The 22548-nt window shown below is 57.1% G+C and carries 17 protein-coding genes; 10 read left to right on the forward strand and 7 right to left on the reverse strand.

What is annotated here, in order from left to right; all coding sequences use genetic code 11:
- Window positions 1-22: 22 nt before the first annotated feature.
- The gene (locus CXK96_RS04835; RefSeq protein ID WP_102835352.1) at window positions 23-1573 is read left to right on the forward strand and encodes a lytic transglycosylase domain-containing protein; all 1551 of its coding nucleotides are present in this window, start codon (window positions 23-25) and stop codon (window positions 1571-1573) included.
- 30 nt (window positions 1574-1603) lie between these two features.
- On the opposite strand, the gene CXK96_RS04840 is transcribed toward CXK96_RS04835, so the two are convergent.
- Window positions 1604-3046: an HDOD domain-containing protein gene (locus CXK96_RS04840; protein ID WP_102835510.1), complete on the reverse strand. Its 1443-nt coding sequence runs from the start codon at window positions 3044-3046 to the stop codon at window positions 1604-1606.
- Between the two features lie 142 nt (window positions 3047-3188).
- Between CXK96_RS04840 and CXK96_RS04845 the strand changes: the two genes are divergently transcribed.
- The 6 genes from CXK96_RS04845 to fabI are packed head-to-tail and all read left to right on the forward strand — an operon-like array spanning window position 3189 to window position 11415.
- Window positions 3189-5018: an extracellular solute-binding protein gene (locus CXK96_RS04845; protein WP_102835509.1), complete on the forward strand. Its 1830-nt coding sequence runs from the start codon at window positions 3189-3191 to the stop codon at window positions 5016-5018.
- The gene (locus CXK96_RS04850; RefSeq protein ID WP_102835353.1) at window positions 5015-6892 is read left to right on the forward strand and encodes an extracellular solute-binding protein; all 1878 of its coding nucleotides are present in this window, start codon (window positions 5015-5017) and stop codon (window positions 6890-6892) included. Before CXK96_RS04845 ends, CXK96_RS04850 begins: the two co-directional genes overlap by 4 nt.
- 2 nt (window positions 6893-6894) lie before the next feature.
- Window positions 6895-7968 carry a microcin C ABC transporter permease YejB gene (locus CXK96_RS04855; protein WP_102835354.1) on the forward strand — a complete coding sequence of 358 codons (1074 nt, stop codon included), beginning with the start codon at window positions 6895-6897 and terminating at the stop codon, window positions 7966-7968.
- A 1-nt stretch (window position 7969) separates the two neighbouring features.
- Window positions 7970-8989, forward strand: a complete 1020-nt coding sequence (locus tag CXK96_RS04860; protein ID WP_102835355.1) for an ABC transporter permease — start codon at window positions 7970-7972, stop codon at window positions 8987-8989.
- Window position 8990: 1 nt separating this feature from the next.
- Window positions 8991-10640, forward strand: a complete 1650-nt coding sequence (locus CXK96_RS04865; protein WP_102835356.1) for an ABC transporter ATP-binding protein — start codon at window positions 8991-8993, stop codon at window positions 10638-10640.
- Entirely contained in the window at window positions 10621-11415 is a 795-nt protein-coding gene (gene fabI, locus CXK96_RS04870) for an enoyl-ACP reductase FabI (protein ID WP_102835357.1), read from the forward strand. Before CXK96_RS04865 ends, fabI begins: the two co-directional genes overlap by 20 nt.
- Window positions 11416-11474: 59 nt before the next feature.
- Here fabI and CXK96_RS04875 read toward each other — a convergent pair whose 3' ends face one another.
- From CXK96_RS04875 to tig, 6 genes are all read right to left on the reverse strand, one after another.
- Window positions 11475-13328 (reverse strand): SurA N-terminal domain-containing protein, encoded by a 1854-nt coding sequence (locus tag CXK96_RS04875; RefSeq protein WP_102835358.1) that lies wholly within the window; start codon window positions 13326-13328, stop codon window positions 11475-11477.
- Between the two features lie 202 nt (window positions 13329-13530).
- On the reverse strand, window positions 13531-13803 hold the full coding sequence (gene hupB / locus CXK96_RS04880) for a nucleoid-associated protein HU-beta (RefSeq protein WP_019339231.1): 273 nt from the start codon (window positions 13801-13803) through the stop codon (window positions 13531-13533).
- Between the two features lie 135 nt (window positions 13804-13938).
- Window positions 13939-16335 (reverse strand): endopeptidase La, encoded by a 2397-nt coding sequence (gene lon, locus CXK96_RS04885; RefSeq protein ID WP_102835359.1) that lies wholly within the window; start codon window positions 16333-16335, stop codon window positions 13939-13941.
- 132 nt (window positions 16336-16467) lie between these two features.
- Window positions 16468-17748 carry an ATP-dependent Clp protease ATP-binding subunit ClpX gene (gene clpX, locus CXK96_RS04890; protein ID WP_102835360.1) on the reverse strand — a complete coding sequence of 427 codons (1281 nt, stop codon included), beginning with the start codon at window positions 17746-17748 and terminating at the stop codon, window positions 16468-16470.
- A gap of 118 nt (window positions 17749-17866) precedes the next feature.
- Window positions 17867-18505 carry an ATP-dependent Clp endopeptidase proteolytic subunit ClpP gene (clpP, locus tag CXK96_RS04895; RefSeq protein WP_073300029.1) on the reverse strand — a complete coding sequence of 213 codons (639 nt, stop codon included), beginning with the start codon at window positions 18503-18505 and terminating at the stop codon, window positions 17867-17869.
- An 87-nt stretch (window positions 18506-18592) separates the two neighbouring features.
- On the reverse strand, window positions 18593-19903 hold the full coding sequence (gene tig, locus CXK96_RS04900; protein ID WP_102835361.1) for a trigger factor: 1311 nt from the start codon (window positions 19901-19903) through the stop codon (window positions 18593-18595).
- Window positions 19904-20247: 344 nt separating this feature from the next.
- Between tig and CXK96_RS04905 the strand changes: the two genes are divergently transcribed.
- From CXK96_RS04905 to CXK96_RS04915, 3 genes are all read left to right on the forward strand, one after another.
- Complete coding sequence (locus CXK96_RS04905; RefSeq protein WP_102835362.1) at window positions 20248-20646, forward strand: DoxX family protein; 399 nt, start codon at window positions 20248-20250, stop codon at window positions 20644-20646.
- Between the two features lie 168 nt (window positions 20647-20814).
- The gene (locus tag CXK96_RS04910) at window positions 20815-21219 is read left to right on the forward strand and encodes a hypothetical protein (protein WP_180981490.1); all 405 of its coding nucleotides are present in this window, start codon (window positions 20815-20817) and stop codon (window positions 21217-21219) included.
- A gap of 285 nt (window positions 21220-21504) precedes the next feature.
- Complete coding sequence (locus CXK96_RS04915) at window positions 21505-22500, forward strand: DctP family TRAP transporter solute-binding subunit (RefSeq protein ID WP_102835363.1); 996 nt, start codon at window positions 21505-21507, stop codon at window positions 22498-22500.
- Window positions 22501-22548 lie beyond the last annotated feature (48 nt).

Raw genomic sequence — 22548 nt, forward strand, 5'->3', positions numbered from 1 at the left:
CGCCTAGGGAGCCCATCAGCCAATGCCGTCTGACTCTTCGAATAGCCCACAGCCGGACGCCTTGGCAGCCTCCGGCCGGGCCCTGGCGCTGGCAATCTGTCTCGCTATAACTGGCTGCCAGAGCACCGCTCCCCGGTCTCCGGCAGACAGCGATGTCCAAACCCGGACTGTACCGACGGTACAGGACACCCTCTGGCTCACGGACAACGCGCCGGCAGAGCCGACCCATGCGGATATATGGGATCGCATCAGGCATGGATTCAAGCTGCAGGATCACCTGGACAGCAATCCGCGCATCGAGCAACAGCGCCTGCTTTTTTCCAGTCGCCCGAACTCCATAGAGATGGCGAGCGAGCGAGGCAGTCCCTACATCCACTATATCGTCGAGCAACTCGAAGAGCGCGACATGCCGCTTGAACTGGCGCTACTGCCAATTATCGAGAGTGCATACAACCCGTTTGCCTATTCCCCAGCTCACGCCGTCGGCCTCTGGCAGTTCATTCCTTCGACAGGCCGACATTTCAATCTGCAACAAACCAGCTGGTATGACGGCAGACGCGACATCACCGCTTCAACTGCCGCGGCGCTGCGCTACCTTACCTATCTTCACGGTTTGTTCAGCGACGACTGGCTGCTTGCCTTGGCGGCGTATAACGCGGGCGAAGGCACTGTCAGTCGCGCCATCGAGCGTAACCAGAAGCTCGGGTTACCGACGGATTACTGGAATCTGCCCCTGCCTCGAGAAACACGCGATTACGTGCCCAAATTGCTGGCCCTCTCTCAAATGATCCAAAGCCCAGAGGCATACGGGCTGAATCTAAACCCGATCGCCGACGAGCCCTATTTCGAAGTAGTCGCACTGAAGCAACGCATGGATCTCGCCAGGGTCGCCGACATGGCCGACCTGGATGAGGACGAGATTTACCAGTTGAATCCTGCATTTACCCGGCGCATTACGCTGGACGGCCCACAACACCTGTTAGTGCCGAGTGACAAGGCCGAGATGTTCGCAGCCAACCTGGCGCTGATGAAGCCACAGGATCTGGTTGACTGGCAGCAGTACAAGGTGCGTCCCGGCGACAGCCTTGGCGCAATCGCCAACAAATATCGGCTATCGGTCAATATCATTCGTGACATCAATCGTCTTCGCAGCGATCGCCTGCAGATCGGGCAAGTTCTGAGCATTCCGCAGTCGGTCGGCGCAACTCAATCACCGGAGCTTCTGCATGCCGTGGCGCGAAGCCAGCCGGCACCGCGCAGCTACCGAGTCCGCCAGGGTGACAACCTCTGGGATATCGCCAAAAAACAAAAGATCTCAGTGCGTGATCTGCAGCGTTGGAACAACCTTTCTGGCAGCAACCTCAAGGTGGGCCAAGCGCTGTTTCTTCAGGCTGCAGGCAATAACCAGCAGAGCAAACCCGCGCCGACTTATTACAAGGTCAAGAAAGGTGATTCACTTTATGTGATCGCCAAACGCTTCAATGTTCAGATCAACAACCTGAAGACCTGGAACCCCAGAGACAGCGCGATGCTCAAGCCGGGCCAGACCCTTACGCTATATATTCCACGCTGAGGCATCGCGCGAACGGACCGGGCGCCCTGCTCAATTGCGTTTGCTGAGTGCATCCAGGCAGCGCCCGGCCAATTGAGTGAATCGCTGGAAAGCGACGAATTGCTCGTGCTTAAGCGCTCGGCCGGATATTCGATTGTCGGCATAGAGAACACCGATTTCGCGCGTGCCCGCCATTAAAGGCGCGATGAAGAACATCCCTTTTCCCAGCTGCTGGCGAAGCGGCAAAGTAACCAGCTCATCAAGGTTGTTGCTTGCCGGTACACCCATCCACAGTGGCTGACGCTGGCGCAGCACATAACTGAAAATATGCGATTGGCCTGACGGATCAACGGGCAACACGAATCTCTCAAGCCAGGTCGCGGTCTGCTCTCCCGCTGCACACTTGGCCCGAAAAGAACGTTGCTGATCGGCGAGCACTGTGAGCATTACGCGCTCCAGCCCCGCGCCCTGGTGTAATCCCTTGAGCAACGCATCGAGAATCAAGCCGACGTCGCCCCGGCTAGCGGCCATCATCCCAAGGTCCTGCATGGCCTGCTGCATCAGCAACAAATCGGGCTGCAAGAAACTCGCAGCGCGTTGTGCCTGCTGCAATTGCACTTGCTCCGGATCAGTTGATGGAATCAGCTTGCACAGTCGACTTGCTCCAAACGTCGTCGCCACGTTCACAGCCTCATCTGCACTGGCAAGGATCTGCTGCATCGCATCCGCTTCAGAGATACCGCCGAAATCAGCCAGCTCTCTCACCAGACCTTCCATTTCCGGGCAGCCCCACCCGTTCAACGCCGCTGCACCGATGCGAACCCCCAGGCTGACCGAATGCACGGCGGGATCCCGCAGGTTGCCAGCCCCGTGAGCGAAGCTGGCCAGCTCACCGATATTCCAGCTCTTGATCAGACCGAGGTTAAGCTGGCGGAAACTTGTACCAAGCACTTGCTCGACAGCCTCGTCATGATCCGTACCGCCCGCCAGTACCTCGCCCAATTCATCGGCCTGCCGACCACCGCAGCCCCAGAACGCAAGTTCACCGACCTCATGGAGCAACGCGGCAATGAAGACCTCTTCCTCATGTTTGGTCAGAACGTAGCCTGCAATATTGCGAGCCTGCACTGCCGCATGAAAAGACCGCGCCAGCAATTCCTGCAGTTGCTGGCGCGGTGCACGATCAAGCAAGCCGTCAATCAGGCTGACCGAAAGACTGATCAGCCGAACGTTATCGAAGCCGATCATGACGATGGCGCGAGAGATGGTCTTGATCGTTTCCTGAGAGGGGTTGTAGTAGCTGCTATTGCCGACTCGAAGTACCTTCGAGGTCAGGGCAGCGTCGCGCAGGAGCACGTCGGCCAGCTGCTGAACGGATGCGTGCTCCTGCTCGGTGAGGCGCTGCAAATCCTGCACGACCGCCGCTAATGCGGGCAGCTCGGATTGGTTAAGGCGGTCGATCCAGGACTGTAGACCGTAACTGGTTTCGCTCAAAATCTGAGACCTCACCCAATGATCGGGCGGCTGAAGGGGAAAGGCAGTTTGCCCAGATAACCGGCCTTTTTCCAGCGGATACAAGCTGTTACTGTACCCGGCCGAAAAGACCGAAAGCGCCATGGATCGGATTCACCGTTTGATGCGACCCATCCTATTACTGCTGAGCTGCCTGGGACTGAGCTTTCCCTCTTTCGCCACCATCAGCGAAAGTCACGGTTATGCGCAGTTCGGCACCCTTAAATATGCTGAGGATTTTACTCATTTTGATTGGGTGAATCCCGATGCGCCCAAGGGTGGCCACGTGCGGCTGATGGCTTCCGGCACGTTCGACACGCTTAATCCCTATACCTTCAAGGGAACCAGCCCAACCGCCACACCCGGATTCTTCCAGTACGGCATCTCCGAACTGAACGAGCCGCTGATGGTGGGCACCGGCGTTTACGATCCGTCGGGCGATGAACCTGCTTCCGCCTATGGACTCATTGCCGAGACCATTGAATACAGCGACAACCACAGCTGGGTGGTCTTCAATCTACGTGATTCGGCCCGCTTTCATGACGGACGCCCAATCACCGCCTACGACGTCGCCTTTTCTTATCGGCTGTTGGTCAAAGATGGACACCCTCGCTATCGCACGGATCTGCAGGGCGTCGAACGCGTCGACATACTCAATCGTCATCGAATCCGTTTCGTATTTGACAAACCGGGTCAGCCATTGCTGATCATGCGTCTTGGTGAACTGCCGGTACTGCCGCAACACTACTGGAAAGGCCGAGACTTCCGCGCAACCACGTTCGAGCCGCCACTCGGCAGTGGTCCTTACCGAATCAGCAATGTGCAGCCCGGTCGTCGAGTGACTTTCGAACGGGTGAAGAATTGGTGGGGCGCCGACCTGCCCGCCAATCGCGGCAAATACAACTTCGGCCAGGTCGACGTCGAGTTCTATCGCGATACGACGGTCGCCTTCGAAGCGTTCAAGGTTGGTGAGTTCGACTTTTATATCGAGCATCAGGCCAAAAACTGGGCCAACGGCTATCAGTTTCCGGCGGTTCTGCGCGGCGATGTCATACGCGCAGAGATTCCACACGAGATTCCTACCCAGACCCAAGCACTGTTTATGAACGGGCGCCGTTCGACCTTTGCTGACATCAGGGTGCGCCAGGCACTCGGTCTTCTGTTTGATTTCGAATGGACCAACCGAGCGCTGTTCTACGGCGCCTACCAGCGCAGCGAGAGCTATTATCCAAACAGTGTGTTCTCCGCGACCGGGAAGCCGGAAGGCGGTGAGTGGCTACTGCTGTCGCCGTTTCGAGAGCAACTGCCGGCGCAGCTCTTCACAGAGCCGTTCAAATTACCGAAAACCGATGGCCGAGGGATTCCACGCGACACCTTGCGCAAGGCGCTGGCTTTGCTCAAGGATGCCGGCTGGAAACTCACCCCCGAAGGTCTTCGCGACAAGGCCGGGCATTCCTTCAGATTCGAAATTCTGCTCGTCAATCCAGGGCTGGAGCGAATACTTCAGCCTTACGTCGAGAACCTTTCACGGATTGGCATAGCGGCCCGCTTGCGAACTGTTGACGGTGCGCAGTACAAGCAGCGGCTCGACCAATACGACTACGACATGATTTTGACAACGCTGGGGCAGAGCCTCAGTCCGGGATTGGAACAGTGGCTGTATTTCCACTCCAGCCAGGTGAATGTAAAAGGCGGTCGCAACTATGCCGGCATCGCCAACCCCATCGTCGACGAACTGATCGAGAAGTTGCTCGTAGCCAAGACCCGTGAAGAGCAGATTGCCGCCGCACGCGCCATCGACCGCGTGCTGCTCTGGAATCACTACACCATCCCCAACTGGTACATCAGTTACCACCGTCTGGCATACCGCAATCGGTTCGCCCACATCACTACACCGCCCTACACCCTGGGATTGCGAGCGTGGTGGTTAAAGGACCTGGAGAAGGCTCAATGACAAGCAACACACGACGGTTGTTTCTACATGCGGGCACCTTCGCCCTCCTCCTGCTCACAGGTCTGGCTGAAGCGGCACCACAACATGCGCTGACGCTATACGGTGAGAAACCCAAATACCCGCCTGGCTTTTCTCATTTCGAGTATGTCAATCCGGATGCGCCCAAAGGTGGAACGCTGCGCCAGGCGGGCTTCGGTAGTTTTGACTCGCTCAACCCCTTTATCAACAAAGGCGTGGCTGCGGACGATATCGGCCTGGTGTATGACACCCTGACCACCAACAGCCTGGATGAGCCCTTCACGGTCTACGGGCTACTGGCTGAAAAGATCGAGAAGGGTCCGAACAACGAATGGGTACGCTTCTACTTGCGGCCAGAGGCGCGGTTTCATGACGGCGAGCCGGTTGAAGCGGAAGATGTCGTGTTCTCCTTCGAAACGCTGATCAGCAAGGGCGCGCCGCATTACCGCGGTTACTACGCTGATGTCGAAAAAGCCGTGATCGAAAGCCCACGGCGCATCCGATTTGATTTCAAGCACGCCGGCAACCGAGAACTTCCACTGATTCTCGGACAGCTGCCCGTCCTCCCCAAGCATTGGTGGGAAGGAAAAGACTTTGCCACGGGCAGCATGGAAGTGCCGCTGGGCAGCGGCCCCTATCGCATCGAGCGTGCAGAAGCGGGTCGATCAGTCGGCTATGCCCGAGTCGAAGATTACTGGGGCAAGGACCTGGCGGTAAATCGAGGTTTCTATAACTTTGACCACATCAACATCGATTACTACCGCGATAACACCGTGGCTCTTCAGGCCTTCAAGGCAGGTCATTTTGATTATTGGTTGGAAACCAGCGCGAAGAACTGGGCCACTGCTTACGATATCGCCGCCGTCAAAGACGGCCGGATCATCAAGGAAGATATCGCCAATCACAATCCGCAGGGCATGCAGGGATTCATCTTCAACACCCGAAGAGATCGGCTGCAGGATGCCCGGGTCCGTGAAGCCCTAGGGCTTCTGTTCGACTTCGAATGGACAAATCGCCAGCTGTTCAACGGCGCCTACACACGCACCACCAGCTACTTCGATAACTCCGAGCTCGCTTCCTCGGGCCTACCCAGCAAGCAGGAGCTGAGTATTCTCGAGCCTCTACGCGGCCAGATTCCCGATCAGGTGTTCGAGAAACCTTTCGAACTTCCGCAAACCAACGCCGACGGCATCATTCGCGCGCAGCAGCGCCGGGCCTACGAGCTGCTTACCTCGGCGGGCTGGAAAATTGAAAACGACCAAATGGTCGACGCCGAAGGCAAGCCGGTCAAACTCGAGTTCCTGTTGGTGCAGGCGGATTTCGAGCGCGTGCTGCTGCCCTACAAGCGAAACCTCGCCAGCCTGGGTATCGAACTGGAGCTTCGACGCGTCGACGTCTCGCAATACATCAATCGGTTGCGTTCACGCGATTACGACATGATTGTCAGCGGCTTCGGCCAGTCCAGCTCACCCGGAAATGAGCAACGTGAGTATTGGCACTCGGCGAGCGCCGATAATCCGGGAAGCCGCAATTACATCGGACTGAAAGATCCCGCCATTGACGTGCTGGTAGAAAAACTGATTGCCTCTGATTCGCGAGACGAGCTTATTACGCGCACTCGCGCGCTGGATCGCGTATTGCTCTCAGGTCACTACGTGATTCCCAACTGGCACATCAAGACATGGCGCGTTGCGTACTGGAGTCATCTGGGCCATCCAGAGATCACTCCCCTTTACGATGTCGGGCTGATGACTTGGTGGAACAAGCCAGATGTAAGCAAGCCTGAGCCAGAACAGATCGGCGAGGGGCCAGCGGCCGAGAGAGAGACCAGCGCTACCCGTGCGACGGAGCAATAAGCATGCTCGCGTATGTTTTCCGGCGCCTACTGCTCATTATCCCGACCCTGTTCGGCATCCTGCTCATTAACTTCATCATCATCCAGGCCGCACCAGGGGGGCCGGTTGAACAGGCAATCGCCAAGCTGGAGGGCTTCGAAGGCGCAACCAGCAGGATTGCCGGTGGAGGATCCGAAGTCGCGACTGGCAGCAATAGCTATCGCGGCGGGCAAGGCCTGGACCCGGACCTGATTGCCGAGATCGAACGCCTTTACGGCTTCGACAAGCCGGCACCAGAGCGCTTCTGGATCATGCTCAGCAACTACCTGCGGCTGGATTTCGGGGAAAGCTTCTTTCGTGACGCCAGCGTGACCGATCTGATCATCGAAAAGATGCCGGTATCGATCTCGCTGGGGCTGTGGAGCACGCTCATCATGTATCTGGCGTCGATCCCCCTGGGAATCGCCAAGGCAACTCGGCACGGCAGTGCATTCGACGTCTGGACCAGTTCGGCCATCATCATCGGCTATGCGATACCGGCGTTTCTGTTCGCCATTCTGCTGATCGTGCTGTTCGCGGGCGGCAGCTACTGGAACTGGTTTCCGCTGCGGGGACTCACATCGGGAAACTTCGATGAATTGTCGCTTACCGGCAAGATAATCGACTATTTCTGGCACTTGGCGCTTCCCGTGACGGCATTGGTCATCGGCAACTTCGCGACGCTTACCCTGCTGACCAAAAACAGTTTTCTCGACGAGATTAACAAGCAGTACGTGATCACCGCGCGCGCCAAAGGCCTGAGCAAGAATCGCGTGCTGTACGGCCATGTGTTTCGCAACGCCATGCTGATCATCATCGCTGGTTTCCCATCAGCCTTCATCGGCATGTTCTTCACAGGATCGTTGCTGATCGAAGTGATTTTCTCCCTCGACGGCCTTGGCCTGCTCAGTTTCGAGGCAGCCATCAATCGCGATTATCCCGTCGTGTTCGGCACGCTGTTCCTGTTCACCTTGCTCGGCCTGGTGGTCAAGCTCATCGGTGACCTGACCTACACGCTCGTCGACCCGAGAATCGACTTCGAAAGCAGGGAGGCCTGAGATGACGCTGTCACCTTTGAACCAGCGCCGCTTCGCCCTGTTCAAGGCGCACAAGCGCGGCTGGTGGTCGCTTTGGGTATTTCTGGCCTTGTTCATTCTGAGCCTGGGTGCCGAACTGATCGCCAACGACAAGCCGATCCTGGTCCGTTTCGACGGCGACTGGTATGTACCGGTGTTTAAACGCTATCCAGAAACCGTCTTTGGTGGCGAGTTTCCTCTGCAGGCAAACTACAAAGGTCCCTACATCCAGGAACTGATCGAGAAGAAAGACGGCTGGATGATCTGGCCACCGATTCCTTTTCATCACTCCAGTATCAACTACGACCTGCAGGTACCGGCCCCCGCTCCGCCGTCCTGGGAAAACTGGCTGGGCACCGATGACCAGGGGCGCGATGTGCTCGCAAGAGCCATCTACGGGTTCCGGATTTCGGTTTTGTTCGCGCTGACACTTACCTTGATCAGCTCGGTTATCGGTGTGATTGCCGGGGCTCTACAAGGCTTCTATGGCGGCTGGGTAGACCTTGTCGGTCAGCGAGTACTGGAAATATGGTCCGGCCTGCCGGTGCTCTATCTGCTGATCATTCTCGCCAGCTTCGTGCAACCCAACTTCTGGTGGCTGCTCGGCATCATGCTGTTGTTTTCCTGGATGAGTCTGGTCGATGTGGTCAGGGCCGAGTTTCTGCGCGGTCGCAATCTGGAGTACGTGCGAGCGGCGCGCGCGCTGGGCATGCGCAACGGCGCCATCATGTTCCGCCATATTCTGCCTAATGCCATGGTGTCGACCATGACATTCATGCCGTTCATCCTCACCGGAGCGATCGGCACCTTGACCGCCTTGGATTTTCTTGGCTTTGGTTTACCGCCCGGCGCCCCTTCGCTAGGCGAGCTTGTGGCACAGGGAAAGTCGAACCTGCAGGCGCCGTGGCTTGGAATCAGCGCATTCATGGTCCTGGCTGTCATGCTGACCCTTCTGGTGTTTATCGGCGAGGCGGCTCGCGATGCTTTCGACCCAAGGAAATAGCATGACCGAGAACCTTATTGAGGTCCGCGATCTGGCGGTCGAGTTCGTCACCAATGGGCAGGCCCAGCGCGTAGTAACGGGCGTGAGCTTCGATATCCGCAAAGGCGAGACGTTGGCGCTGGTGGGTGAGAGCGGCTCGGGCAAGTCGGTCACAGCGCACTCAATCCTGCGTCTGCTGCCCTACCCCATCGCGCAACACCCGGCAGGTGTAATTCGCTATGCAGGTGAAGATTTACTCCAGGCGTCCGAGAAACGCATGCGCGGCATCCGTGGAGATCGGATCGCCATGGTGTTTCAGGAGCCGATGACCTCGCTCAACCCGCTGCACACCATAGGCAAGCAGATCAACGAAGTGCTGCGGATCCATAAGGGTCTCAGCGCTAAGGCAGCTACGGCCCGCACCCTCGAGCTGCTTGAGCTGGTTGGGATACCTGAACCCACCAAGCGGATCCGAGCCTATCCTCACGAACTCTCGGGCGGTCAGCGCCAGCGCGTGGTAATCGCCATGGCACTGGCGAACGAACCCGAGTTGTTGATTGCCGACGAACCGACAACGGCGCTGGACGTGACGGTGCAGCTGAAAATACTTGAGCTGCTCAAGGAGCTTCAGGCGCGCCTGGGCATGGCCCTATTGCTGATCAGCCACGACCTGAACCTGGTTCGCCGAATCGCCAACCATGTATGTGTCATGAAGAGTGGTTGCGTCGTCGAACAAGCACCTTGCGAGGAATTGTTCCGATCACCGCAGCACCCCTACACAAAGGAGCTGCTTGGAGCAGAGCCTAGCGGCGGGCCGGTAACGGTCGAAGCGTCGGCGCCGACACTGCTGGAAGTGAATGATCTTCGGGTCTGGTTCCCGATCAAGAAGGGACTTTTCAGACACACCGTCGACCATATCAAGGCAGTCGATGGCGTCACGTTCAACCTGCCAAAAGGCCAGACGCTGGGCATTGTGGGCGAAAGCGGCTCGGGGAAGTCCACGCTGGGTTTGGCTATTCTTCGCCTGATTTCAAGCAGCGGCGAAATCCGTTTTCAGAACCAGGCACTGGAAACCATGTCGCAACGGGCGGTGCGCCCACTGCGGCGGCAAATGCAGGTCGTATTTCAGGATCCCTTCGGCAGCCTGAGCCCGCGCATGTCGGTGGGACAGATCGTCGGGGAAGGACTCAGCATCCATGGTTTGGGTTCTTCCGAGGAACAAGCACAAGCAATCATCGATGCACTGGTGGAGGTTGGACTCGACCCTGAAAGTCGGCACCGCTACCCCCACGAGTTTTCTGGAGGTCAACGGCAGCGAATTGCAATAGCCAGGGCGTTGGTCCTCAAGCCGGACCTGATTCTGCTTGATGAACCGACCTCGGCATTGGACCGAACGGTGCAACGCCAAGTGGTGGAGCTACTGCGCTCACTCCAGGCCAAGTACAACCTGACCTACCTGTTCATCAGCCATGATTTGGCGGTGGTACGGGCGATGAGCCACCAGATGATGGTGGTCAAGCAAGGCAAAGTCGTAGAACAGGGAATGGCAGAGGCAATCTTTGCCGCTCCCCAACATCCATACACACAGCAGCTGCTGGAATCGGCTTTCATGGTTCCAGCCACTGATGAACAACCAGAAGAGGGAAAAGCACATGGGTTTTCTTACCGGTAAGCGCGTATTGATCGTTGGCGTTGCCAGCAAATTGTCGATTGCCTCCGGGATCGCCGCGGCCATGCACCGTGAAGGTGCCGAGCTGGCGTTCACCTATCAGAACGAGAAGCTCAAGGGCCGCGTCGAAGAGTTCGCCGCTGGCTGGGGCTCGGGCCCAGAGTTGTGCTTCCCATGCGATGTTGCCAGTGACGAGGAGATCAACAAGGTCTTCGAAGAGCTCGGCAAGAAGTGGGACGGTCTGGACGGCATCGTCCACTCGGTAGGTTTCGCCCCAGGTGATCAGCTCGATGGCGATTTCACCGAGGTTACTACTCGTGAAGGTTTCCGCATCGCCCACGACATCAGCGCCTACAGCCTCGTTGCGCTGGCCAAGGCCGGACGCCCAATGATGAAGGGACGCAATGGCAGCATCCTGACGCTTTCCTACCTCGGTGCCGAGCGCACCATGCCCAATTACAACGTCATGGGCATGGCCAAGGCCAGCCTCGAAGCCGGTGTTCGCTACCTCGCCGGCAGCCTGGGCGCTGAAGGCACCCGCGTCAACGCTGTGTCTGCGGGACCCATTCGTACGCTGGCTGCCTCAGGGATCAAGAGCTTCCGCAAGATGCTGGCAGCCAACGAAAAGCAAACCCCCCTGCGCCGCAACGTAACTATTGACGAGGTTGGCAATGCTGGCGCCTTCCTCTGCTCAGATCTGGCATCGGGGATCAGCGGTGAAATTCTCTATGTCGACGGCGGCTTCAACACCACCGCGATGGGTGCGATGGAAGACTGATCCAGCGCCCCAAAAAAAACCCGCATATGATGCGGGTTTTTTTTTGCGCTAGCGTTCAGTCAGAACGTCTCGATCTCTGCGTTTTCATGCAGCATTTGGCGGTAGGCAGCGAAATCCTGTTGACCACTGCGTGAAGCCAGGAAGCGACGATAGTTCTGCTTGTCTTCCTCCGAGAGTTCGGCTTTTGGCTCGCTTACACCGCTTAGACGAACCACGACGAAATCCTCGTCAGACAGACGCACACTGCCGTAACTCGGCTTGTCACTTGCCTCCGGTTTTGGCATCCGAAAGACTTGCTGAAGCACCGCCGGCTCAACCCCTTCCTGGCTACGCGAAGCAGCCTCGACCGGTTGCCACTGCTGCTCGACCTGCCCGCCATCACGCAGCGTAGCGATCAGCTGCTCGCCTTTCGCCAGCGCTTGCTCTGCAGCCTTGCTACTCTTGAGCTGAGCAATGATGTCGTCCTTCACTGCGTCGAAAGGCAACACTTCGGGTTGCAGGTGCTTTTTTACACGCACCGCAACGACGGTATCCGGATCCAGTTCGATCACACCACTATTAGCGCCGTCGACCAAAACCTCATCACTGAACGCAGCCTGGATAACCTGCCTATTCGCAGCGACGCCAGCCCCGCCCTCGCGCCCGAACGCCTCGGTCGTTTGCACTGAAAGTCCCAGTTCCTGGGCCGGCTGGAGAAGATCAGATGACTCAAACGCGGTGTCCTCGAGCTGCTTGCTAGCTTCAACAAAACGTTGTTCGACCTGCTGGGCCTTGAGTTCGCGCACCAGCTCCGGCTTCAAGCTTTCCAGTGTGGGGATCTCTGGTGACTGAACGCCAAGCAGCTTGATCAGGTGCCAGCCGAAGTCGGAACGAACCGGCGCAGAAACCTGACCTTCCTCCAGTCCGTAGAGCGCCTCCTCGAATGCCGGGTCATAAACGCCCGGACCGGCAAAGCCGAGATCGCCCCCTTCGTTCGCGGAACCTGGATCTTGTGAAAGCTCTTTAGCCAACGCCGAGAAGTCCTCGCCAGAGGCCAAACGCTTAGCAACCTCGTCGATCTTTTCCTTGGCAGTCGCGTCGTCGCTGCCGTCGGTTTCGATCAGGATATGCGCCGCACGGCGCTGCTCTGCCAGGTTGGCAATGCGCTGCTGATACAGGTCCTTGATATCCTCCTCAGAAACCTCGACTTGATCAAAGAATGACTCCTTGTTCAGTTCGAGATACTCGAGGATGACCTGCTCAGGCGAGCGAAAACGGTCGGTATTCTTCTCGTAATACTCGCGCGCCTCGTCATTGCTCACGTCAACCGCGGCGGTTTCAGCCGGCACGGTAATTGTTGCGAAATCACGTGTCTGCTGTTCCAGCCGAGCAAACGCTTCGATCTGCTTATCTGTGACGAAACCGGAACCGGATATGCCTGCGCGAAGCTGGCCAATCAACATTTCCTGCTTCAACAGCTCACGAAACTGCAGCCGGGTATAGCCCATCTGCTGAATGACCTGATCGAACCGTGCGGCATTGAACACGCCGTCGACGGCAAACTCAGGCGTCTGCAGGATCAGCTGATCAAGCGCTGCTTCGGAAAACGCGAAATCTGCATCGCGGGCGCCCTGCAGCAACAACGCTCGGTCAATAAGCGCACGAAGCGATGATTCGCGTACCAGCTTATCGTCCAGCATCGAGGGATCGAAGTTACCTCCGAGCTGCTGAGCCAGTTGGCGACGCTGCATGTTCATGGCCTGGTTGAGCTCGTCCAGTGAGATTTCCTCACCGTTGACCTCAGCGGCATTACGGCTATTGCTGGCCGCGTTGAAGATGGCGTCAAAGCCGGTCAACGCCAACAGCATCACGATGATGCCAATGATGGTTTTGGCAATCCAGCCTTGTGAATTGTCCCTGATGTTCTGAAGCATGCGTCCCCCAGGAGTCAGCTGCGCGGTTTTCAGTGCAGCGCGGAATCCGGATAAAAAGAAAGGCGCATCCAGGGATGCGCCTTCTCGGAGCTTTTGGAGCAGTTGGGCCTATTCCCCCAAGCCCGATACAAGCAGTGCCTGTTCGAATGACCGCTCCAAGCCAGGTCCAGCGCTAACTGGCAACTAGCCGGATCGAAAACGCTTAGTTAACGGCGTCTTTCAGAGCCTTGCCTGCCTTGAAGCCAGGGATCTTGGCTGCAGCGATGTCGATCGGCTTGCCAGTCTGAGGGTTGCGGCCAGTGCGCGCAGCGCGCTCCTTGACAGCAAAAGTACCGAAACCAACCAGCACCACGGAATCACCAGCCTTCAGAGCGCCTGTGACGGATTCAATTACTGCATCCAGCGCTCGGCCAGCAACAGCTTTCGGGATATCAGCAGATGCGGCGATAGCATCGATCAGTTCCGACTTGTTCACTCTAAGTCCCCTTATTTCTGTTGAGTCGTATCTTTGATTTTTTAGGTGTAAGCGAAGCGGTGCCGAAATAGCAACTACACAATAAGGCCGGCTTAAATAGAGGCCGCCGAATATGTGTCAACAAAGCCTTTCGGACTAATGCGTGCTGATTCGCTCCTTGGAATCAGACTCGCGCTTGTCATCCTTTGCAACAATATCAGGAGCCGCATCGGGCAAGGGCTCCGGCGCGTATTGCAGCGCAATTTGGAGGACTTCGTCAATCCACTTGACCGGTTTAATCTGCAGGTCCTGCTTAATATTGTCAGGAATCTCTTTCAGATCACGCTGATTTTCTTCCGGAATGATCACCGTCTTGATACCGCCACGGTGTGCCGCGAGCAGTTTCTCTTTCAAGCCACCAATAGCGAGCACCTGTCCACGCAGGGTAATTTCTCCGGTCATAGCGACCTCGGCCCGAACCGGAATCTGGGTCAATGCCGAGACCAGTGCGGTACACATACCGATACCTGCGCTAGGACCATCTTTTGGCGTGGCACCTTCCGGGACATGGATATGGATATCCTGCTTCTCGTGAAAATCGACGGAGATACCAAGACTTTTAGCGCGACTACGCACCACCGTGAGGGCAGCCGTAATCGACTCCCCCATCACATCGCCCAATGACCCGGTTTTGGTCAGCCGACCCTTTCCAGGCACAACCGCAGCTTCGATGGTAAGTAGTTCGCCGCCCACCTGAGTCCATGCCAAGCCGGTAACCTGACCGACCTGGTCTTGCTGCTCGGCAAGCCCATAGCGGAATTTGCGAACGCCAAGGAAGTGCTCCAGCGACTCTGCAGTCACCTTGACTTCAAAGCTCTTCTCGCCCGCATGCTCCTTCACTACCTTGCGGCATACTTTCGCTATCTGCCGCTCCAGCCCGCGAACCCCGGCCTCGCGAGTGTAATAGCGAATGATGTCGCGGATAGCCTCATCATCGAACAGCAGTTCGGTTTTCTTCAGCCCATTGGCCTGGACCTGCTTGGGGACCAGGTAGCGAATGGCGATGTTGATCTTCTCGTCTTCCGTATAGCCGGGCAGCCGAATGATTTCCATGCGATCAAGCAGCGGGGCTGGAATGTTCATGGAGTTCGCGGTGCACAGGAACATCACGTCGGACAGGTCGTAGTCGACTTCCAGATAGTGATCGTTGAAGTTGTGATTCTGTTCAGGATCAAGGACTTCAAGCAGAGCAGATGCAGGATCTCCACGCATGTCATTGCCCATCTTGTCGATCTCGTCGAGCAAGAACAGTGGGTTACGAACCCCGACTTTGCTCATCTTCTGAATCAACCGACCGGGCATAGAGCCGATATAGGTGCGACGATGTCCGCGAATCTCGGCCTCGTCTCGTACCCCGCCCAGTGCCATACGCACAAATTTACGATTGGTCGAACGGGCAATGGATTCGGCGAGCGAAGTCTTACCCACGCCTGGCGGACCCACCAGACACAAAACCGGACCTTTCAGCTTCTTTACACGCTTCTGCACCGCGAGGTATTCGAGAATTCGGTCCTTGACCTCTTCCAGGCCATAGTGATCGGTATCCAGCACGTCCTCAGCCTTGGCGAGATCGAGGCGAACCTTGCTAGCCGCTTTCCACGGCACGTTGACCAACCAATCGATGTAAGTCCGCACTACGGTCGCTTCTGCCGACATAGGCGACATCTGCTTAAGCTTGTTCAGCTCTGTCGTCGCCTTGGCATAGGCGTCTTTGCTCAGCCCGGCATTCTCGATGCGCTTCTTGAGATCATCAACTTCGTTGTGGCCTTCATCGATGTCGCCCAGCTCTTTTTGAATGGCTTTCATTTGCTCATTCAAATAGTACTCACGCTGACTGCGCTCCATCTGCTTCTTGACGCGGCCACGGATGCGCTTCTCAACCTGCAGGAGGTCTATCTCAGCATCAAGCAAGGCCAGCACATGTTCGACACGAGCCGGCAGATCGGTGATTTCGAGAATCGCCTGCTTCTGATCGATCTTGAGCGCCATGTGCGCGGCCATGGTGTCAACCAGACGCGCCGGCTCATCGATGCTTGCAAGCGAGGAAAGCACCTCTGAGGGGACCTTTTTACCCAATTGAACATACTGCTCGAACTGGCTCAGAAGACTGCGAGTAAAAACTTCCGCTTCGCGCTCTTCGATCTCCGACTCGTCGATCAGTACAACCTCGGCTCGACAATGGTCCTCGACGTCGAAAAAGCGGTCGATGACGCCACGTTGCTCGCCTTCAACAAGCACTTTAACAGTGCCATCCGGCAGCTTCAGTAGTTGCAGCACCGTCGCGACTGTACCCACACGATAGAGCCCGTCTTCGCTTGGGTCGTCGTCGGCAGGGTTCTTCTGGGCCAAGAGCAATATCTGCTTGTCGCCAGCCATGGCGGCTTCAAGGGCCTCGATGGATTTTTCCCGCCCAACGAACAGCGGAATCACCATGTGCGGGTAGACCACTACGTCGCGCAGCGGCAAAAGGGGCAATTCGATGGTTGTCTTCATAAATTCAGCTCTACGACGGCCATACGGCGGTAAACGGGAAATTCATACCCTTGGCGATCAAGATGAGGGCGCGCAACGCAAAAAACAAGGAGTCTGTAGAAAAGCAAAGGGGCCCGGAGGCCCCTTGTTCTGTCACGCGTCAGGCGCGGCCTTGGCAGGCGGCTCGCTGTTCTCGTAGATCAGCAGCGGCTGAGATGTACCTTCGATGACGCTCTCGTCGATGACCACCTTGCTTACGTCCTTCTGGGAAGGAATCTCATACATGGTATCCAGCAACACACCCTCGAGAATCGAACGCAGACCTCGGGCACCCGTCTTGCGCTCTAGCGCCCGAGTTGCCACTGCTTTCAGGGCATCGTTACGGAACTCGAGATCAACACCTTCCAGCTCGAAAAGCTTGCTGTATTGCTTGGTCAGCGCGTTCTTCGGCTCCGTTAGGATCTGAATCAGCGCCGCCTCGTCGAGTTCATCAAGGGTTGCAATTACAGGCAGACGACCCACGAACTCAGGGATCAGACCAAACTTGACGAGATCGTCCGGCTCAACCGAGCGCAGCGACTCACCGATCTTCTTGCCCGGGTCCATGCTGCGAACTTCTGCATTGAAACCGATCCCGCCTTTGGTCGAGCGACCCTGAATAACCTTCTCAAGGCCGGCAAAGGCACCGCCGCAGATGAACAGAATGTTTCGTGTATCTACCTGCAGGAACTCCTGCTGCGGATGCTTACGGCCACCCTGCGGGGGAACAGAGGCGACCGTGCCTTCGATCAGCTTCAGCAGCGCCTGCTGCACGCCTTCACCCGAGACATCGCGAGTGATCGACGGGTTGTCAGACTTGCGCGAAATCTTATCGATTTCATCGATATAGACGATACCCATCTGGGCTTTTTCTACATCGTAATCGCACTTCTGCAGCAGCTTCTGGATGATATTCTCAACGTCTTCGCCCACGTACCCGGCTTCAGTCAGCGTGGTAGCGTCCGCGATGGTGAAGGGAACATTCAGCAACCGGGCCAGCGTCTCCGCAAGTAACGTCTTGCCTGAGCCGGTCGGCCCAATGAGCAGTATGTTGCTCTTGCCCAGCTCGACTTCTTCCTTCTTATCGCGCTGGTTAAGTCGTTTGTAATGGTTGTACACAGCCACAGCCAGGATCTTCTTCGCGCGCTCCTGACCAATCACGTACTGGTCGAGGATGCCGCTGATTTCCTTGGGAGCAGGCAGCTTTTGCGATGTGCTCTCGGCCTGTGCTTCTTGCACCTCCTCACGGATGATGTCATTGCAAAGGTCGACGCACTCGTCACAGATAAAAACCGAGGGGCCGGCAATCAACTTGCGTACTTCATGCTGGCTTTTGCCGCAGAAAGAGCAATAGAGCAGCTTGCCGGAATCCTCGCCGTTGCGGGTGTCAGTCATTCGATCGATCCAATCGGGGAAGGCTTGTAATACAAGATGAAGGCAAACGCAGGCATTTTCAAGGGCGCGCACAGCGCACATGACGGATGCCCGCTAACTACGCCCTCCTAGACCAGCGTTAGACCGGCAACTGCCGCTTCTCATGAACCGCATCGACAACCCCGTATTCCAGCGCCCGTGTGGCACTCATGAAGTAGTCGCGATTGGTGTCGCGCTCAATCGTTTCCAGATCCTGACCAGTATGGTGGGCCAGCAACTGATTCAGACGCTCGCGAATGAAAAGGATTTCACGGGCATGGATATCGATATCCGACGCCTGCCCTTGGAACCCACCAAGTGGCTGATGAATCATTACCCTGGCATTCGGAAGGCAGAATCGCTTGCCTTTGGCCCCGCCAGCCAGGAGGAATGCTCCCATGCTGCACGCCTGACCGATACAGGTTGTAGAAACATCTGCTTTGATGAACTGCATGGTGTCGTAGATAGCCATGCCGGCAGTCACCGACCCACCAGGCGAATTGATGTACAGGTGAATATCCTTCTCTGGGTTTTCGGCCTCGAGGAACAGCATCTGCGCGACGATCAAGTTGGCCATGTAGTCTTCGACCTGGCCGACCATGAAGATCACCCGCTCTTTGAGGAGGCGGGAATAGATGTCGTACGCGCGCTCGCCACGAGCGGACTGCTCGATAACCATCGGCACGAGGCCGCCGGCGGCCTGAATGTCTGGTGCTTGCATAAACGGATTGCCGGACATGTCCAACGATACTCCCTAAATTACGCCGCAAAGACATAAGCCAGCTCGAGGCTGGCTTATGAATGTGCATTAAACGATTGAAGGATCTCAGGCAGCTTGCGGGGCTTCCGCAGGCTTCACTGCTTCTTCATAGGAGACCGATTTGTCGGTCACTTTAGCCTGCTGCAGAACAGTATCTACAACTTGCTCTTCGAGCACAACAGACCGAACTTCGTTCAACTGCTCATCGTTCTTGTAGTACCAGGACACGACCTGCTCCGGCTCCTGATAAGCGGACGCCATTTCCTCGATCAACTCGCGGACGCGTGCATCGTCTGGCTTCAGCTCGTATTGCTTGACCACCTCGGCAACGATCAGGCCCAGCACGACACGGCGCTTGGCCTGCTCTTCGAACAGCTCAGCAGGCAGCTGATCAGGTTTGATATTGCCGCCGAACTGTTGAACGGCCTGAACACGTAGACGGTTCACTTCGTTGTCGATCAGGGCCTTTGGCACTTCGATCGGATTGGCGCTAACCAAACCTTCCATGACCTGGTTCTTAACCTTGGTCTTGATAGCCTGGCGCAGCTCGCGCTCCATGTTCTTCTTGACTTCAGCACGGAAGCCTTCAAGACCGCCTTCCTGCACGCCGAACTGAGCGAAGAACTCGTCGTTCAGCTCCGGCAGTTGCGGAGCCTCTACGCTGTTGACAGTAACAGTGAATTCAGCCGTTTTTCCTGCCAGATCGAGATTCTGATAGTCCTCGGGGAAGGTCGGATTGATGACCTTCTCTTCGCCAGCCTTGGCGCCAACCAGTGCGGACTCGAAGCCAGGAATCATACGACCGGAGCCCAGAACAAGCTGCGTACCCTGCGCCGAACCGCCAGCGAAAGCTTCACCGTCGATCTTTCCAACGAAATCGATGTTCAGCTGATCACCATCTTCGGCAGCACGATCAACTGTTTCAAAGCGGATGTTCTGCTTGCGCAGGATTTCAAGCATGTTGTCTACGTCAGCATCAGCCACTTCAGCCTGCAGACGCTCGACTTCGATAGCGTCCAGACCGGCAACTTTGAATTCGGGGAACACTTCGAATGTTGCGACGTACTCCAGATCCTTGCCCTTTTCGAACACCTTAGGCTCGACCGCCGGAGCGCCAGCCGGGTTCAGCTTCTCGGCAACGACCGCCTCGTAGAAAGTAGCCTGAATAAGGTCACCCAATGCTTCCTGGCGTGCAGCCGCCTCGTAACGCTGGCGGATGACGCTCATCGGCACCTTGCCGGGACGGAAGCCTGGGATCTTTGCACGGCTGGCGGTCTGTTGCAGACGCTTGTTGACTTCGGTCTCGATGCGCTCGACCGGCACGCCAATGGTCATGCGGCGCTCAAGAGCGGAGGTGCTTTCAACAGAAACTTGCATGGATTTTCCTCGTTGCACAGACATAAGCCGGCATTCCGGCCCCAGAATGGGCAAGCATTCTAGTGGCTCGTATCGGAGAAGTCACCCCGCTGATAAGGCACAAGAAAACAGAGTCGCGCGGGGTTCGTTTATAGCTGTCGAAACGCCAAACGCTACCAGCTGTACACGGCGCCGCTGACGCTATTCAAAAAAACGGGATTGCAACCAACACACTCACCCAGCGCGGACGGGCAAAGCAGGCCGCCTACCGCGCCCTCTACTGCGGCTTTAGTGCATGCCCGGCGTGAGTCGTCTATCTTTTATTTGCGCCGCCACCGACCCTGAAGATGAAGGATGAACGAACCATGGCCGATGATTTTGGAAAGCTGGTGTTAAGGGTTTCGCTGGGTGTGCTTATTCTCCTGCATGGCCTTTTCAAGCTACAGAACGGTATCGACGGGATCGCAGGCATGCTATCCAGTCATGGGCTGCCCGCTTTTTTGGCTTATGGCGTATATATAGGTGAGGTGATTGCGCCGGCCTTGGTGATTCTGGGCGTATTCACCCGAATTGGTGCGTTGCTCATAGCAGGCAACATGCTCGTCGCATTTGGACTCGCCCATCTACAGGAGCTGTTCTCGCTCGGCCAAATGGGTGGCTGGGCTCTTGAGCTTCAAGGCATGTTTCTGTTTGGATCCATCGCCGTCGCCCTCATCGGTGCAGGCAGGTTCAGTATTGGCGGGACCGCTGGGCGATATAACTGACGAGAGCATTTCCCGGTTCCGGCCCTCGTCGGCAGACGCTGATACGCTTGTTACCTCTTCAAAACAGGCATTGAAGAACGTTGTTTGAGCCAGAAGAAGACGCTACGTGCCGGACCGCTTCGGCTGCGAGATATTTAACACCTCAACGATCGTGCCTATGATCAGTCCATGACCGCTTCCGTGCCAATACGTCAGCCCTGCCCGCCTGCCGCCTGCATCTGCGGGCGCAATCAGTTGCTCGAAGCGCCCGGCAGCAGTGACCTGCGCATCCTCCGGCTGACCCGCCAGGAGGAGAACCGCTTGCTTTCCCGCTTGGAAAACCTGGAAGACCTTGCCGATCTTGAGCGTATGCAGCGACGAATCTATGAACAGCTCGGGGTTCGCCTTCATATCGCACCGGGTTTCAACGAAGTGCGCAGCATGCGCGGCATCCGCATTGACATTGAGGAGCTACCAGGCTTGTGCCGCAAGACCCGGCAATCGATCCCGGCGGCGATCCGCCGCGGCCTGGAAAAGCGCCCGGAAATCGCCTTCAGCTTGCTCAACGCACACGACCTGTTGCGCGATGCGTGACACCACCCGCGCAACGAACGAAGGCGCCGCGATGGCACTCGTTGCCGCCATCTGCGATAGTTGTACGACCAGCTTATTCGGCTGGTCTGCTGTTAGCCCACAAGGCTGGCACTGCTTATGACGCCTTGCGAGTTCTGCTGCTTCCTACCGTCGGCAGCCTGCCGCGTCCTTCGCGCCACCCGCGCGTTTCGATGGCTCACCTGCCATCACTGAGCCGATCGCTGTTGTCGATGCTCGGCCGTTCGTCAATAACAACCAAAAGACCGATCCGAACAAGGACGCCTCATGAAATTGACTCGTTGCTTAACTGCGCTGACTGCTGCCGTTGCGCTCTCTGCCACCTTCGCCGCTTCGGCTCGTGAATACTCCGTTTCCACTGTGCTTTCCGATGCCTTCCCGTGGGGCCAGGCCGCCCAGAAGTGGGCTGACCTGGTTGAGGAGCGCTCGAACGGCGAAATCACCCTGCGTGTATACCCCAACGCACAACTGGTCGCGGGCGACCAGACCAAGGAATTCTCCGCGATGCGTTCCGGATTGATCGACATGGCTGTCGGGTCGACCATCAACTGGTCGCCACAAGTTCCGGAGCTCAACCTCTTCTCCTTACCCTTCCTGATGGCAGACAGCGCCGACCTCGACGCCATCACCCAGGGGAACGCGGGCGAGCAAGCATTCGCCGCCATCAAGAAACGCGGCATCGTTCCGCTGGCCTGGGGTGAGAACGGTTTCCGGGAGATATCCAACTCGGTCAAGCCCGTGAAGACGCCCGCCGACTTGAAAGGCCTGAAGATCCGTGTAGTGGGTTCACCCCTCTTCCAAGACACCTTCACCGCACTGGGCGCCAATCCGACCCAGATGAGCTGGGCGGACGCCAAACCCGCATTGACCACCGGCGCGGTTGATGGGCAGGAGAATCCGTTATCCGTGTTCGACGTGGCGCGGGTCGATCAGGTCGGGCAGAAATATCTGACGCTCTGGCATTACATGGCCGACCCATTGATCTTCGCAGTCAACCAGCGTGTCTGGAAGGAGCTGCCAGAAGCCGACCGCGAACTGCTGCGTCAGGCCGCGATAGACGCTGGCAAGTGGGAAATCGAGCTGTCGCGCAACAGCGAGGCCAAGCGCCTGGAAGACATTCGCGCACGCGGCGTCGAGGTAACCGAGCTGAGCGAGGCCGAGCAACAGGCGTTCGCTGACGCGACTCGCAGCGTGCAGGATAAGTGGACGTCGAAGATCGGTGCCGACCTGGTCGAAGCAGCCCGCACCGCCGTGGCAAAGTAAAAACCGTTCAGCCCGGCCGCATGATGCAGCCGGGCGTCGAGGAAATTC

This window comes from Stutzerimonas stutzeri, from assembly GCF_002890895.1.
Classification (GTDB): Bacteria; Pseudomonadota; Gammaproteobacteria; order Pseudomonadales; family Pseudomonadaceae; genus Stutzerimonas; species Stutzerimonas stutzeri_AB.

Excerpts from the sequence above, each read along its gene's own strand:
- CXK96_RS04850 (WP_102835353.1), top strand. The coding sequence starts at position 5,015 with ATGACAAGCAACACACGACGGTTGTTTCTACATGCGGGCACCTTCGCC.
- CXK96_RS04910 (WP_180981490.1), top strand. The coding sequence starts at position 20,815 with ATGACCGCTTCCGTGCCAATACGTCAGCCCTGCCCGCCTGCCGCCTGC.
- fabI (WP_102835357.1), top strand. The coding sequence starts at position 10,621 with ATGGGTTTTCTTACCGGTAAGCGCGTATTGATCGTTGGCGTTGCCAGC.
- CXK96_RS04875 (WP_102835358.1), bottom strand. The coding sequence starts at position 13,328 with ATGCTTCAGAACATCAGGGACAATTCACAAGGCTGGATTGCCAAAACC.
- clpX (WP_102835360.1), bottom strand. The coding sequence starts at position 17,748 with ATGACTGACACCCGCAACGGCGAGGATTCCGGCAAGCTGCTCTATTGC.
- CXK96_RS04845 (WP_102835509.1), top strand. The coding sequence starts at position 3,189 with ATGCGACCCATCCTATTACTGCTGAGCTGCCTGGGACTGAGCTTTCCC.
- clpP (WP_073300029.1), bottom strand. The coding sequence starts at position 18,505 with ATGTCCGGCAATCCGTTTATGCAAGCACCAGACATTCAGGCCGCCGGC.
- CXK96_RS04915 (WP_102835363.1), top strand. The coding sequence starts at position 21,505 with ATGAAATTGACTCGTTGCTTAACTGCGCTGACTGCTGCCGTTGCGCTC.
- CXK96_RS04855 (WP_102835354.1), top strand. The coding sequence starts at position 6,895 with ATGCTCGCGTATGTTTTCCGGCGCCTACTGCTCATTATCCCGACCCTG.
- CXK96_RS04860 (WP_102835355.1), top strand. The coding sequence starts at position 7,970 with ATGACGCTGTCACCTTTGAACCAGCGCCGCTTCGCCCTGTTCAAGGCG.
- tig (WP_102835361.1), bottom strand. The coding sequence starts at position 19,903 with ATGCAAGTTTCTGTTGAAAGCACCTCCGCTCTTGAGCGCCGCATGACC.
- CXK96_RS04905 (WP_102835362.1), top strand. The coding sequence starts at position 20,248 with ATGGCCGATGATTTTGGAAAGCTGGTGTTAAGGGTTTCGCTGGGTGTG.
- lon (WP_102835359.1), bottom strand. The coding sequence starts at position 16,335 with ATGAAGACAACCATCGAATTGCCCCTTTTGCCGCTGCGCGACGTAGTG.
- CXK96_RS04865 (WP_102835356.1), top strand. The coding sequence starts at position 8,991 with ATGACCGAGAACCTTATTGAGGTCCGCGATCTGGCGGTCGAGTTCGTC.
- CXK96_RS04835 (WP_102835352.1), top strand. The coding sequence starts at position 23 with ATGCCGTCTGACTCTTCGAATAGCCCACAGCCGGACGCCTTGGCAGCC.